The 13,945-nt window shown below is 62.2% G+C and carries 14 protein-coding genes; 4 read left to right on the forward strand and 10 right to left on the reverse strand.

Annotated features, from left to right (window positions below):
- The first annotated feature begins 3 nt into the window (after positions 1 to 3).
- Together A4A58_RS28170 and A4A58_RS28175 are read left to right on the forward strand one after the other, a co-directional pair.
- Positions 4 to 834: an ABC transporter permease gene (locus tag A4A58_RS28170; RefSeq protein ID WP_068738869.1), complete on the forward strand. Its 831-nt coding sequence runs from the start codon at positions 4 to 6 to the stop codon at positions 832 to 834.
- Complete coding sequence (locus tag A4A58_RS28175; RefSeq protein ID WP_068738557.1) at positions 831 to 2,465, forward strand: ABC transporter ATP-binding protein; 1,635 nt, start codon at positions 831 to 833, stop codon at positions 2,463 to 2,465. The genes A4A58_RS28170 and A4A58_RS28175 overlap by 4 nt, the downstream gene beginning before the upstream one ends.
- 197 nt (positions 2,466 to 2,662) lie before the next feature.
- Here the strand turns inward: A4A58_RS28175 and A4A58_RS28180 are convergent, their stop codons facing one another.
- Positions 2,663 to 3,967 (reverse strand): NAD(P)/FAD-dependent oxidoreductase, encoded by a 1,305-nt coding sequence (locus A4A58_RS28180; protein WP_068738870.1) that lies wholly within the window; start codon positions 3,965 to 3,967, stop codon positions 2,663 to 2,665.
- 123 nt (positions 3,968 to 4,090) lie between these two features.
- Here A4A58_RS28180 and A4A58_RS28185 point away from each other — a divergent pair, with 123 nt between their 5' ends.
- Entirely contained in the window at positions 4,091 to 4,948 is an 858-nt protein-coding gene (locus A4A58_RS28185) for a VOC family protein (protein ID WP_068738559.1), read from the forward strand.
- Between the two features lie 158 nt (positions 4,949 to 5,106).
- Here the strand turns inward: A4A58_RS28185 and A4A58_RS28190 are convergent, their stop codons facing one another.
- From A4A58_RS28190 to A4A58_RS28210, 6 genes are all read right to left on the reverse strand, one after another.
- On the reverse strand, positions 5,107 to 6,492 hold the full coding sequence (locus A4A58_RS28190) for a M20 family metallopeptidase (RefSeq protein ID WP_068738561.1): 1,386 nt from the start codon (positions 6,490 to 6,492) through the stop codon (positions 5,107 to 5,109).
- A gap of 1 nt (position 6,493) precedes the next feature.
- The gene (locus tag A4A58_RS28195; protein WP_244499895.1) at positions 6,494 to 7,837 is read right to left on the reverse strand and encodes an aspartate aminotransferase family protein; all 1,344 of its coding nucleotides are present in this window, start codon (positions 7,835 to 7,837) and stop codon (positions 6,494 to 6,496) included.
- A 40-nt stretch (positions 7,838 to 7,877) separates the two neighbouring features.
- Entirely contained in the window at positions 7,878 to 8,876 is a 999-nt protein-coding gene (locus tag A4A58_RS28200) for a phosphotransferase (protein ID WP_204378217.1), read from the reverse strand.
- 345 nt (positions 8,877 to 9,221) lie between these two features.
- Positions 9,222 to 9,461, reverse strand: a complete 240-nt coding sequence (locus tag A4A58_RS28205) for a DUF6719 family protein (protein WP_068738564.1) — start codon at positions 9,459 to 9,461, stop codon at positions 9,222 to 9,224.
- Between the two features lie 5 nt (positions 9,462 to 9,466).
- Positions 9,467 to 9,607, reverse strand: coding sequence for a hypothetical protein (locus A4A58_RS30990; RefSeq protein WP_158005755.1), 141 nt, complete (start codon positions 9,605 to 9,607; stop codon positions 9,467 to 9,469).
- A gap of 161 nt (positions 9,608 to 9,768) precedes the next feature.
- Positions 9,769 to 10,137, reverse strand: coding sequence for a hypothetical protein (locus A4A58_RS28210; protein ID WP_139069968.1), 369 nt, complete (start codon positions 10,135 to 10,137; stop codon positions 9,769 to 9,771).
- Between the two features lie 297 nt (positions 10,138 to 10,434).
- On the opposite strand from A4A58_RS28210, the gene A4A58_RS30570 reads away from it, so the two are divergent.
- A complete protein-coding gene (locus A4A58_RS30570; protein ID WP_158005756.1) occupies positions 10,435 to 10,746 on the forward strand; it encodes a hypothetical protein in 312 nt (103 codons plus the stop codon).
- A gap of 32 nt (positions 10,747 to 10,778) precedes the next feature.
- On the opposite strand, the gene A4A58_RS28220 is transcribed toward A4A58_RS30570, so the two are convergent.
- The 3 genes from A4A58_RS28220 to A4A58_RS28230 all read right to left on the reverse strand — a co-directional run bounded on the left by A4A58_RS28220 (position 10,779) and on the right by A4A58_RS28230 (position 13,854).
- Positions 10,779 to 12,098, reverse strand: a complete 1,320-nt coding sequence (locus tag A4A58_RS28220) for a UDP-glucose dehydrogenase family protein (RefSeq protein ID WP_068738570.1) — start codon at positions 12,096 to 12,098, stop codon at positions 10,779 to 10,781.
- A 71-nt stretch (positions 12,099 to 12,169) separates the two neighbouring features.
- Positions 12,170 to 12,961, reverse strand: coding sequence for an FkbM family methyltransferase (locus A4A58_RS28225; protein WP_068738872.1), 792 nt, complete (start codon positions 12,959 to 12,961; stop codon positions 12,170 to 12,172).
- A 125-nt stretch (positions 12,962 to 13,086) separates the two neighbouring features.
- Positions 13,087 to 13,854, reverse strand: a complete 768-nt coding sequence (locus tag A4A58_RS28230; protein WP_068738572.1) for a sugar transferase — start codon at positions 13,852 to 13,854, stop codon at positions 13,087 to 13,089.
- Positions 13,855 to 13,945: the final 91 nt, after the last annotated feature.

Genomic DNA, 13,945 nt, shown 5'->3' on the forward strand with positions numbered 1-13,945 from the left:
ATGATGGACGCGGTCAAACGCTATTTCCGCAGCCCGGCCGCCGTCGTCGGCCTGTTGCTGTTGCTGGTGGTCATCGTCATGGCGATCACCGCGAGCTGGATCTATCCGCGCGATCCGCTCGCGCTCGCGGGACGGCCGCTGATCTGGCCGTTCTCCAATCCACGCTTCCTATTGGGCACCGACAATTCCGGCCGCGATATCGCCGCGCAGATTTTCTACGGCGCGCGCATCTCGCTGCTGATCGGCGGTGTCGCGACTGTCATCGCCGTGGTCATCGGCGTGCTGATCGGCGCCTTTGCCGGCTATTATGGTGGCTGGGTCGACACGGTCTTGATGCGCATCACCGAAGCGTTCCAGACGCTGCCGAATTTCGTGCTGCTGCTGGTGCTCGTCGCCGTGTTCGGCTCGACCATCACCACCGTGACCATCGCGGTCGGCATCGTGTCATGGCCGGCACCGGCGCGATTGACGCGCGCAGAATTTATGTCGCTGCGCAGCCGTGAATTCGTGCAGGCCGGACGCACGCTCGGGATGAAGGACATTCAGCTTATTCTGGGTGAGATCCTGCCCAATGCGCTACCGCCGGTCATCGTCTATGCCAGCGTGGTGATGGCCCTATCGATCCTGCTGGAAAGCGCGCTGGCCTTCCTGCGGCTGTCCGATCCCAATGTGGCGTCATGGGGCAACCTCATCGGTCTCGGCCGCGACGTGCTACGCGTGCAGTGGTACGTCTCCGCGATCCCCGGCATCGCGATCCTGCTCACGGTGCTCGCGGTGTCGCTGGTCGGCCAGGGGCTCAACGATGCGCTCAATCCGAGACTGAAGAGCCGATGAGCGCCGTGGACAATCCGATCCTCACCATCGACGGGCTCAGCGTGAAGCTGCCGAAAGGCGCCGATCGCTCACACGCGCTTGGCGGCGTCTCCATGGCGATTTCCGCCAACGAGATCGTCTGCGTGGTCGGCGAGTCCGGCTCCGGAAAATCTGTCATGGCCAATGCCATCATGCGGCTGCTGCCCGGCGAAGTCGCGATCGATGGCGGCCGCGTGCTGTTCGAGGGCAAGGATCTCGCCAGCGCCAGCAATGCCGAGATGCGCAAGGTGCGCGGCGCCGGGATCGCGATGATCTTCCAGGAGCCGATGACGGCGCTCAATCCGCTGCGCACCATCGGCGACCAGATCGGCGAGATGTTCGAGATCCATACCGAACTCTCCAAGACCGAGATCAAGGCGCGCGTGCTGGCGTTGCTGCAAGACGTGCACATTCCCGATCCCGCGCAGGCCGCGCGTGCCTATCCGCACGAACTCTCCGGCGGCCAGCGTCAGCGCGCGATGATCGCCATGGCGCTGGCGCTCGATCCGCGCCTGCTGATCGCGGATGAGCCGACCACCGCGCTCGACGTCACCACGCAGGCGCAGATCCTCAAGCTGATCAAGGAACTGCAGAGCCGCAGGAATACCGCAGTGCTGTTCATCACCCACGATTTCGGCGTGGTCGCCGAGATCGCCGACCGTGTCGTGGTGATGCAGCACGGCAATGTCGTCGAACAGGGCGCGGTGAAGGATGTGCTGAGCAATCCGCAGCATCCCTATACGCAGCAACTGATCGCCGCGGTGCCACCGCTGACGGCGCCACCGCCGCGCGCACTGTCCGACGACATCATCCTGACGCTCGACAACGTGTCGAAGACCTATCGCAATGGCGGCTTTCTCGGACGCGGCGTGCGTGTGACCCATGCCGTGAAGTCCGTCTCGCTGAAACTGCCGCGTGGTGCGACGCTGGGCATTGTCGGCGAGTCAGGTTCGGGCAAATCGACGCTGGCCCGCTGCATCATCAGGCTGATCGATCCCGATGGGGGATCGATCGTGCTGGAAGGCAAGGACTGGGCAAAGCTCACGCGCGACGAGGTTCGCCGCGAGACCAAGCACATCCAGATGGTGTTTCAGGACCCGTTCGCCTCGCTGAACCCGCGCCGCAAGGCTGGCGATCTCGTCGCGCAGGGGCCGATCGTGCACGGTACGCCGCGTGCGCAGGCAGTGGCACAGGCGAAGGAGCTGTTTCGGCTGGTCGGCCTCGATCCCTCAGCCATCGATCGCTTCCCGCACGAATTCTCCGGCGGCCAGCGCCAGCGCATCGGCCTCGCGCGTGCGCTCGCGCTGAAGCCCGACGTGCTGGTGGCAGATGAAGCCGTATCCGCGCTCGACGTCTCCGTGCAGGCGCAGGTGCTGAAGATGCTGCACGAATTGCGCGAGCGGCTTGGGCTCTCGATCGTCTTCATCACGCACGATCTGCGCGTTGCCGCGCAGATCTGTGATCTCGTCGCTGTGATGAAGGACGGCGAAGTCGTCGAGCACGGACTGGCCGGCGAGGTGTTCGGCAATCCGCAGCACGCTTATACCAAGGCGCTGCTGGCCTCGATTCCCGGCGGCGACTTTGCGCGCAGCCGGAAGCCGGTGACGGTGTAGCTTTTATTTGAGCGTTGCTGAAATCGCGCGCCGGCCGTGCGCTCCCTCGCCCCGCTCTTGCGGGGAGAGGGGTGGGGTGATGGGCTCTTCGATCCGCGCGCGCCGGTGATGAGATTAGCATTGTGCCCCGCCCCTCACCCGCCGCGAAGGCGCGGCGACCTCTCCCCGCGCAGAGCGGGGAGAGGTAAGAAAGAGCGCTACGCCATCTCCTTCGCATCGCGCCGCCGATAGACCAGCAGCATGAACGGCGCTAGCAGGCGCATCAGCCCGTGGGCTGCGATCGGCACCGGCTCGGAAAACGGCAGCGCCAGTTCGCTCTCCGGCAAGCCGCGCACCACCTTCGAGAATTCATCGCCAAGCGCCACCGACAGTGCGACACCGCGGCCGTTGCAGCCGGTCCAGCCATAGGCATTGGGCCCGAGTCTGTGCATGCGCGGCAGGAAGTCCGTGGTCATGCCGACATAGCCGTTCCAGACATAATCGAACTTGATATCGCCGATCTGTGGCCACAGCCGCTTCAGCCGTTCGGCGACCATGACTTTCAGCCGCTCCGTCTTGTCGCCGAGCCCGACCACATTGCCGCCAGTGACCAGACGATTGCGCGCGTCGTAGCGCGCGAAATACAGTTCGCCATGCGTATCCGACATCGACTGCCGACCGGGGATGATGGTCTTGCGTGCCTCGTCCGACAGCGGCTGCGTCGCCATCTGCCAGGACAGCACCGGCATCACTTCGCTGGCGATGCCTGGGGAGAGTTGCTTGGAGAATTCACCGGTATAGGCATTGGTGGCGACGATCAGGCTGCGCGCGCTGATCTCACCATTCTTCGTCCTGACGATCCAGCGATCGCCCTTGCGCTCGTAACTCTCCACCGGCGAGCGCGCATAGATGCGGCCGCCCTGCTCCAGCACCACGCGCGCAAGGCCACGCGCCAGCGCCAGCGGATTGATATGGCCGCCGGTCTTGTTCCAGAAGCCGCCGAACCATGCATCGGAGCCGAGCAGCGTGCGCATCTGTTCGCGCGACAACAACTCGACCGGCGCGCCATGTTTCGACCACTGCCGTACGCGGCGCTCCGCGATCTTGATGCGGCCCGGCGAATGCACCGGCTGGATCCAGCCATTTTGTTCGGCCTCGGCCTGGATCTGATAGCGGCGCGTGAGATCGAACAGGATCGAGGCGCTGTCGCGGATCAGCCCGACGAGGCGCTCGCCGGCGGCGCCATAGCGCTTGATGATGTCTTCGGGATCGGGCCGCGACAGCGTCGGAATGACCTGACCATTATTGCGCCCCGACGCGCCCCAGCCCGGCTCCATCGCCTCGATAACAGCAACATCCACACCCGCCTCGCGCAGATGCAGCGCCGTCGAGAGCCCCGTGAAGCCAGCGCCGATGACGACCACATCGGCCTCGACCGGGCCTGTCAGCTCCGGCAAGTCCGGACCCGGAGGCGTGACGCCGGCCCAGAGCGACTTCGGCCAGGGCACGTTTGCGGTATCCATCGTCACGCCTTTCTGCAGCATCAATCGTGCATTGCGCCGCGCAACCGAACATAACCGTTCTCTTGCGGCACCCCTGCATTCTGCATAGTTTACGCGCCTGATCCATTGCAAGGTAATGAGCACGTGACGCTGAAAAACATCGTTGGAATCGACCACGCCGTGGTCGTCGTCAAGGACCTCGACGCTGCTGCTGCGAACTGGAAGAGCCTCGGCTTTACGGTGTCGCCGCGCGGCACCCACAGCGCCAAGATGGGCTCCGGCAATTACACCATGATGCTCGGCCCGGACTATGTGGAGCTCTTGGGCGTGCTCAACGAGACCGAGCACAATGCGCCGACGCGGGCCTTCCTCGCCAAGCGCGGCGACGGCATCGAGCGCATCGCCTTCACCACCACCGACGCCGCCGTCGGCGCCGAGGAAATCCGCGCGCGCGGCTATACGCCGATCGGCCCGACCGATTTCGAACGCCCGGTGACGATGCCGGATGGCAGCCTGAGCGCGGCGAAATTCGCCACCTATCAGTGGCCCTATGAGGAAGCCCCCGGCGGCCTCCGCATCTTCGCCTGCCAGCACAAGACCCGCGAGACCGTCTGGATTCCGGAGCTGCAGGTGCATGCCAATACGGCGAAGCGCCTGAAGAAGGTGTTCATCGTCACGCCGGAGCCGGAGACAGACGCGCAGCATATGGCGAAGCTGATCGACGGATCGGCGAAGACGGAAGCCGATGGCGCTGTGACCGTGCCGTCAGGTGGCGATCGTGCGGACTTCGTGTTCGTCACCAAGGATGTGCTGGCTAAACACTTCCCCGGCACATCGCTGGCCGGCATTCCGGAGCGCGGCGGCATTTCGCTGGTGTTCGGCGTGGCCGATATTGCGGCAGCCGAGAAAGCCGCGGGTTCGGCGGACAGCCGCAGCGATGTCGGCGTCGTCGTGCCGCCGAGCAAGGGCAATGGCGTGCTGCTGGCATTTGTGAAGGATTGATCTTGACTTACCTCGCCCCGCTTGCGGGGAGAGGTCGACTTTCACTTGCGCGAGCAAGTGGAAGTCGGGTGAGGGGGAGCCAGTGTTTCACTCGCTGGCTCCCCCTCACCCGTCTCCCCGCCTAGCGAAGCTTCGCTTCGCCGGGCGGGGCGAGGGACCTACGACGCCCGGCTCTTCACTTCACCCAGATCCCAGAACAGCCCTGCCATGATGTTCAACGCTTCCTCCGTCACCGGCAGGAGAATGTGCTCATCGGGCGCATGCTGCGAGCAGCCGGGATAGGAATGCGGCACCCACACGGTGGGCAGGCCGAGAATATCCGTGAATACGTCATTCGGCAGCGAGCCGCCGAAATTCGGCAGCAACGCCGGCGCGCTACCCGTGGTCTTGCGGACGGACTCGACGGCCCAGCCGACCCAGGGATTGTCGATATCCGTACGCGAGGCCGAAAAATATTGCGACTGGCTCACCTTGATATCAGCGAAGCCGTTTTCAGCGAGATGCTTCTGAATGGCCGGTACGACATTCTCGATATCGGTGCCGACGACGAAGCGAAGCTGCAGCACCGCATTCGCCTTGCCGGGAATGGCATTGGCGGGATTGTTGATATTGCCGGCATTGATCGCCAGCACTTCCAGCGTATTCCACGCATAGAGCCGCTCAGCCGGCGATAATCCGTCTTCGCCCCAATTGTCGGAGATTGCGGGTTCATCTGCGGTGGGCTCGACCACCACATCGGCCAAGGCTGCACGGATCTGATTGGTGATCCGTGGCGGCTTCAGTGCATCGAGCAGGATGCGGCCATTCTTGTCGACCAACGTCGCGATCGCCGAAGCAAGGATCGTCGCGGGATTGGCGAGCAGCCCGCCCCAATTGCCGGAATGATGCGCGCCCTCGCGCAATTCAATGTCCAGATGAATACGCCGGCCGCCGCGGCAGCCGAGGAAGATCGTGGGCCGCTCGGCGGAGAGCCGCGGCCCGTCGGAGGCGAGGAACAGATCGGCCTTGAGCGCATCGCGATGGGCTTCGCAGACCTTCGGCAGATCCGGCGAGCCGATCTCCTCACCCATTTCGATGATGAACTTCGCATTGAAGCCGAGCTTGCCGCCACGCGCTTCATGCACCGCGCGGAGCGCCGCGATATTGATGGCGTGCTGCCCCTTGTTGTCCGCCGTGCCCCGGCCATAGACGCGCTCGCCAACGGTTGTGCAGCGCCATGGATCGAGCCCATCGCGCCACTCGCCTTCCATGCCCGGCACAACATCGCCATGGCCATACATCAGCACCGTCGGCAGATCCGCGCTCTCGCGATAGTCGGCGAGCAGACACGGCCCCTTGCCGCTCGGTGACCGGACCAGCTTTGTCGTGAAGCCGAGCGCCGTGAAGGCCGGCGTCAGTTCCTGCTCGAGATAGGCGCGCAGATCGTCGGCGCGCTTGTCGCTCTGGCTCTCGGTCTTGTAGCCGACCATGCGATCGAGCGTGGCGAGGAAATCACCTGACGTGAATTGCGCGTTGACCCGCGCGATGGCATCGGTCCGCGTCATCTCAGAGCGACGCCATCACGGCTTCGGCCTCGGTCAGCAACCGATCAGCATTGGCTTCGGTGAAGACCAGCGGCGGGCGCACCTTCAGAACATTGGCATGGGGACCAGTCGCCGAAATCAATACGCGGCGTGCACGCAGACCATTGACCACGGCCGATGCAGCCGCAGCATCCGGTTCCTTGGTGCTGCGATCCTTCACGAGTTCGACGCCGACATACAGCCCCGAGCCACGCACATCGCCGATCTGCTCATATTTCTTCGCCAGCGTGTGGAAGCCGTCGCGCAGGATCTTGCCGACGCGGAGCGAATTCTCGACCAGTTTCTCGTCGCGAATGACGCTCAGCACGGCCTGTGCGGCCGCCATCGCCACCGTATTGCCGCCGAACGTATTGAAATAGCGGTTATCGCGGCCGAATTTCTCAACGATCTCCGGCAGCATCACGGCGGCAGCAACGGGGTAGCCGTTGCCCATCGGCTTGCCCATGGTGATGATATCCGGCGTGATGCCGTGGCGCTGATAGCCCCACAATTTCTCGCCGCTGCGGCCGAAGCCGGACTGCACTTCGTCGGCGATGAACACGCCGCCCGCCTTGTGCACGACATCAATCACCGGCTTCAGTACATCGGTCGGATGCGAGAAGATACCATCGGACGAGAACATCGAGTCCGCGATGAAGGCAGCGACTCCGACGCCGCGGCGTTGCAGATCAACGATCTGCTCCGACACTTTCTCGGCCATCCACGCACCGATCTTCTCCGGCGCGATGCGATAGGAATCCGGCGCGGGCACGCGGCGCACATAGGTGCCGAGCGGCGAATACGGCCCGAGCGATGGCGAGAAGCCCGCGGTCAGCTCCGAATTGCCGTGATAGGCCTCTTCGGTGATGATGATACCCTGATTGCCGGTGTGATGCTTGGCCATGCGGACGGCCAGATCGTTCGCTTCCGAACCGGTGCAGGTGAACATCGCATGGCGCTTCGGCCCATCGAAGGTGCCGAGCAGATCCTCGGCGTAATCGAGAATGCCCTTCTGGATGTAGCGCGTGTGGGTGCAGATGGTCTGCGCCTGCTGCGTGATCGCGTCGACCACGCGCGGATGGCAGTGGCCGACCGAGACCACGTTATTATAGGCGTCGAGATATTCGTTGCCTTCCGAGTCATAGAGCAGCACGCCTTTGGCACGCGCGACCTCGACGGGGTTGCTGTAGAACAGCCGGTAGGCCGGGCCGAGCAGATCGCTGCGGCGCTTCACGAGCTCGCGGCTCTCCTCAGTGAGGCCGGTCGCCGTTGCGGGGTCGAAGCCGTTGACCATCTTGCCGCGCGGCGCGCTGGTGACTGCGGTCATATTGTTGTTTCCTCTGGAAGCAGGGTCGGATGTGGCGGAGTTATTTAGCAAAGCTCATGAGTTGATCGGAGATCTCGTCCATCGAACGAGCGATGAACCAGTCCATCTGGACCCAGGTCTGCTCATTGTTGCGCAGGACATAAGCCGCAACGGACGGCACGCGGTTGGCCATGGCCGTGGACAGCAGCAGGCGCGTCGCCAGACGGGAGAAGATCAGATGCGGAATGAGGCTGAGTTCTTCAGCGGTCAGATCGGCGATGGAGAGATAGCCACCCAGGAGATCGCGGCCATCGGCAAAGACATCGCCGTCCATCGCGACAGGGAGCTGGTTAAGCATCGCCGTCGACGCATCGATGGCGATGGCGGTGCGGACCGTATCGCCGAAATCGATGATGCCGCTGACGAAACCCGGCAGCGACTCATCGACGACGACATTGGAGCGGGTGAAATCATTATGCAGCACCTGCGTACGGCACTGCTTGAGCCGGGTTTCGATCGCCGCGAAGCGCTCCAGCGCAGCCTCGACCTTGCGGCGCCGTGCAGCATCGGTGATTTCCGCCAGCAGATCGCGCAGCGTCAGCAGATTCTTCACGTCCCACGCGACAACCCGGGAATCCGACGGATGGCTGAAATCCGCCAGTGCGAGGCGGAGCCGCGCCAGCAACTTGCCGATCTCGGCCCGCCCCGATGCTGTGGACGGCACCTCACTCAAAGGCTGGCCTTCGAGATAGGACATCATCCGCACCTGCCGGCGCTGGCCGGCACGATCCAGATAATTGAAATGCCGCTCGCCCTTGTCGTTGGGGATGACACGCGGCACCGGCAGATCGGGCGCACGCGCCGCGACGTGATCGAGAACCTGCACCTGCAGATCAATCTCGGGGATGTCCTCGATGGGGTTCGCAACCTTCAGGATAAAGCGCGGCCCGCTTGCCGGCGCGATTCGGAAGGTGTCGTCCTTCTCGGTGGCAAAGCGCGTGGGACGGCCTTCGATGCCAAAACGCTCGCGGGCGAGATCGACGGCCTCATCATCCGTCATATTTATATACGATGCCGCGAGTCCGCCCTGCATTGCACCCGGACGCGCGGAAGGCTCAAATGTCACCTGAACTGATCCATCTCGATTCGGAACCCGGCACGTCGCGACCGGTACGCGCGACCATAGCAACGCTGTTCCCGCTTGTCAGGGCGTCCGCGCGGATGCGGGCATTTTCGACGAATTAAGCCCGTATTTTCTGCCTTTGCTGCCCATTTGGGCATGGATGCCACGAAAGCCACATCGCATACGCGCGGCCTCGATCCGCCGGGCGCCATCAACGCCCAAGGCGCTGGCCGACCGGCGATATAGCAGGCAACGGCGTAAGCGCCGTTGCGGTGCCCTTGACTATTTGCCTCTGATGGCACCGGGGCCGCGAACATCGCTGATCGGCACACAGCTCTTCTTGCGACGCTGGTTGTTCGGCGCACCTTGCACCTTCAGTACCTTGCCCGCCGAACACGACCCGTTGTCGACGAACACGGTCGCATACGGATCCATCATCAGAGGTTCGAAGGAGAGAAATTTTTGCGCGAAACACGGCTGGGCGACGGCCGTCAGGAACAGTCCAAGCAGAATAGTACGCACGACGATTATCTCACATAGATGACAAGACCGCCGATGATCACCAGGGCCGCGATCGCAAGAATATGGGCGCATGCGATCGAAACCGCCTCAACGGCGGAACCGACCTTCTGCCTGAGCTTCGACTCCTTGAATCGGAGCATAGGCATGCGAGACGCCACTTGCGCCTTGAAACGAGAGTCAGTCAATGAGCAGTCCCCAAATGCCGGCGCAAGATGTGTCCCACTTTGCCGACAAGCAAAGACTTGCGGTCAAATGAGGCGACAGTGAGTCAGGGCAACAGCCGCCAATGATCGCCGGGATTCGCCGGTCAGTTGGATTCCAGAATCCATGCCCTGCCCGCTTGCGCGACGGACGGCGCTACATCGCGGCCGCAGAACTCCGCAGCGCGCTCGAATTGTTCCTGAATTTCCGATGTTACCACCCCATTGGCGGCATCGAGTTCCCGCAGTGAGATGGTCGATGTAAAGGTTCCGGCAAAACAGCTGCAGAACTTTTTGGAATCGCTCGAAGGTTTGTTCGGCCGCTTGCGAAAGTGGTTCGAACAGCTTGTTTCCAGATTGTTCGCCATCTGATCGATTTCGTTCGCATAGGCCGGCGATGCGATGACGGCGGCAAGCGCCAATGCAAGTGCAGTCTGTTTCATGGTGCAATAATAACCTCGGTACTCCAGCAACACATCGTCACTCTGTCGTCATCCTCAGGTTCCACGGGAGAAGCTGGTGCTCACGCGCCTGTGTTCGGTATTCCGACATTCTGGGTTGAATTGTTGCAATTGTGACGGTTGAACAAATGAGCCGCATTGGCGATGTTCGCGAATGGGGCGGATGCCGAAAGTGATTGTGATTCTGCGATCAGCGGTCTGAGCGCCGCATTATTCGCTTATTCGATCGGTTCTCTGCTACGCGACGATCTCGGCATTTCCAGCAGACATGTCAGGTCGACAACGCTACACTGTCCGGGATTGATTGCGCTGTTGCTTGCGCTCGAATTCCTGAGCACCAACTGGACCACGCCGTTGCAGGATAGCGGCATGCCCCACAGGGACGCCTTCATGGACAAGATCGCTCCGCATAAAGTCACGAAGGCCGATATCGTCTTCTCAGTCGGCCGCGGCCTCGTGATGGCCGCAGCTATCATCGGCGCCACATATTTCCTCGGAAGCTGGTATCTCGGCGGCAGCGACCTGGAATCGATCTATCAGACCGAAAGCTATAACGACGCCTCCACGACGCCGCGAATCGAACATGCGACTGCGCCCGGAACAACGGAGGAAGCGACGCAGTAAGACACTGCGCGCCTCCCCCGCATTCGCGTAGACTAGTAGGCCACCGCTTGTGGCCGCCCGACGCCGCTATACAGAAAACCGTTCCGCGTCACTTCATCCGGCGAATAGATGTTGCGGAGATCGATGATCACCGGACAGGCCATGATCGCCGCCATCTCCTTGAGATCGAGCGCGCGGAACTGCTCCCATTCGGTGACAATGACCATGGCATGGCACCCGCGGGCACATTCATATGGGCCTTCGCAAAAGGTGACGTTTTCAAACACCTTCTTCGCCTGCTCCATGCCAACGGGATCGTAGACCCGCACCTCTGCGCCCATATCCTGCAAGGCCGTGATCAACGGGATCGACGGCGCGTCGCGCATGTCATCGGTGTTCGGCTTGAAGGTCACGCCGAGAATGGCAATGGACTTGCCGCGCAGATTGCCGCCGAAGGCATGCGCGACCTTGCGCGCCATCGCGCGCTTGCGCTGGTCGTTGACGGCAACCACGGTCTCGACGATGCGCAGCGGCGCTTCGTAATCCTGGCCCGTCTTGATCAGTGCCAGCGTGTCCTTCGGAAAACACGAGCCGCCATAGCCCGGTCCGGCGTGCAGGAACTTCAGGCCGATCCGGTTGTCGAGGCCGATGCCCCGCGCGACTTCCTGTACATTGGCACCAACCTTCTCGGCGAGGTCGGCGATCTCGTTGATGAAGGCGACCTTGGTCGCCAGGAACGAGTTGGCGGCGTATTTGGTCAGTTCGGCCGTGCGGCGATCCGTATACATGATCGGCGACGAGTTCAGATGCAGCGGCCGGTAGACTTCCGCCATGACATCCTTGGCGCGCTGATCGCTGGAACCGATGACGATACGATCGGGATGTTTGAAGTCTCTGATAGCAGCGCCTTCGCGCAGGAATTCCGGATTCGAGACCACGGCGAATTCGGCATCCGGATTCTCCTCGCGAATGATGCGCTCGACCTCGTCGCCGGAACCGACCGGCACCGTCGACTTGTTGACCACCACGGTGAACTTCTTGATGGCCTTCGCGATCTCGAGCGCCGCTGCATAGACATAGGACAGGTCCGCATGACCGTCACCGCGCCGCGACGGCGTGCCGACGGCGATGAACACCACCTCAGCCGCACCGACAGCAGATGCGACATCGGTGACGAATTTCAGCCGTCCCTGCTTGACGTTGCTCGCGACCAGCGCATCGAGACCGGGCTCATGGATCGGGATCTCACCGTTGTTCAGCGCATCGATCTTTCCCTGATCGGTATCGACGCAGGTGACGTGATGGCCGAAGTCCGAAAAGCACGCCCCCGACACGAGCCCCACATAGCCAGCGCCAATCATGGCAATTCGCATTGCATGTCCTGTCTTGTAAACAGTCCGCGGTCAGAACGACCCGGACATCCCCCGAGAATTCCGCATGCGCCTCAGCTGTTGAGGATCAACTCGCCGTCGAGATGCTGCGGAAAGAAAAAGAAGTTGTTGACGTAAGCTTGCCCGGGTTTACGGCCACCATTGGGCAGCAGCGCATCGGCGTCCTGCATTTCCCCAGCGTTGAAATGATCGATGGAGATCACCTCGTCGTCCTGAAGGAAGAAGCCGCGATAGGATTTGTCGCGAAAGAAATCGAACACCGAGCGCGTCGCCTCGGCACGGTGGCGATCCTCTGCCTCGACAAGGAAGACCGGCTGGCACCGGTCGATCAGGCCGACGGCTCCATGCAAGACGCTCAACTCGTGCCCCTCGACGTCCACCTTCACGAAGGACACGTCCTCGCGCACGACACCATCGAGACGCGCCAATGGAACATGCGTCGTGATCAGTTGCTTCACCGACGGCTCATATTGCTGTTCAAGCGATGCCCGCCCGTAAACAAGGCCATCCTCGCCTTGCGGCGTGTAAAGCTCGGCATCGCCTTCATGATCCGATAGTGCAACTTCATGGATGAGGACATTGGACGCCGAGGTGCGCCGGAGCAGATCGGCCATCTCATGCGACGGCTCGAACGCATGGACCTGACCGGACAGCCGCGCCAGTTGCTGGGTATAGAGACCGCAATTAGCGCCGACATCCACCGTGACAGCACCCTGCGGCACGATCTTGTCGAGATAGGCCAGTTCACGCTCCGCCGACTTGGGACGCTTCAGGAAGCGCCAGCGCAAATACATCGACGGGAAAGCGTCTTTCAGGAGCTGCTTGGTCCGTTGCGTCGCCGTCATGGCTGTCACCCTTGTTCGAGGCTGGTTTCAAGGCAAAACAATTCCGGGCGCCGGACGGAGGTCCGCCAGCGCAATGTCTGCAATGTGTGGTGTGATCGATGCCGCCGCTCAATCGGTCGTGGGCATCAGAAGGCATTACCGGAGAGGAATTCGCGCCGGACGGTTTGCACGATGATCATGATGTCCATACGCATCGACCATTTCTCGATATATTCGAGGTCGTAATCGATGCGCGAGATCGCCCGGGGCGCCTCGACAGTGCTGCCGCGGCAGCCGCTCACCTGGGCCAGGCCGGTGATGCCGGGCCGTGCGCTGTGACGCGTAAAGTAATACGGCACGAGATCTTCATAAAGCACGTTGGCGGCCAGCATGCCCGGTACATGGGGCCGCGGCCCAACCAGAGACATATCGCCCTTGAGCACGTTGATAAGCTGCGGAATTTCGTCGAGGCTGGTCTTGCGCAGCAGCTTGCCGATCCGCGTCACCCGGGCGTCGCCTTCGACCGTCTGCTGAATGCCGCGCTTGTCGCCGGCATCGGTGCGCATCGAGCGAAACTTGTAGATCTTGAAGAAGCGGTTGCGGTAGCCGTAGCGATACTGGGTGAAGAACACCGGTCCCGGCGAGGTCGCCTTGATGATGATTGCGATGGTGATCAGCAGCGGCGCGAGAAACAGCAGGGCCGAGCCTGCGGCTGCAATGTCGAACAATCGCTTGGCAATCGACTCCGACGGCTCGCACCGGGCAACCTGGTTCGTCCGGCGGCTGCGATAGGCGCTGTTCCGATAGGACCCGTGGCCGGCAAACTCGACCGGTCGCACTGAAATGAACTGCCGCTCCTTCCAGAGCGGCGTCACCTTGTTGCGATCAAAACCAACTGAAACTGTAGAGGCCATGCTCTCGCTCCCTGCTGGAACTTTGGTGCGCGAAAATCGAACAGAAACATGCCTATGTGGCAGGCATGCGAATTCAGAACCCTTCCCTTCG

The sequence above is a fragment of the Tardiphaga robiniae genome (genome assembly GCF_001618955.1).
GTDB classification, from domain to species: domain Bacteria; phylum Pseudomonadota; class Alphaproteobacteria; order Rhizobiales; family Xanthobacteraceae; genus Tardiphaga; species Tardiphaga robiniae_A.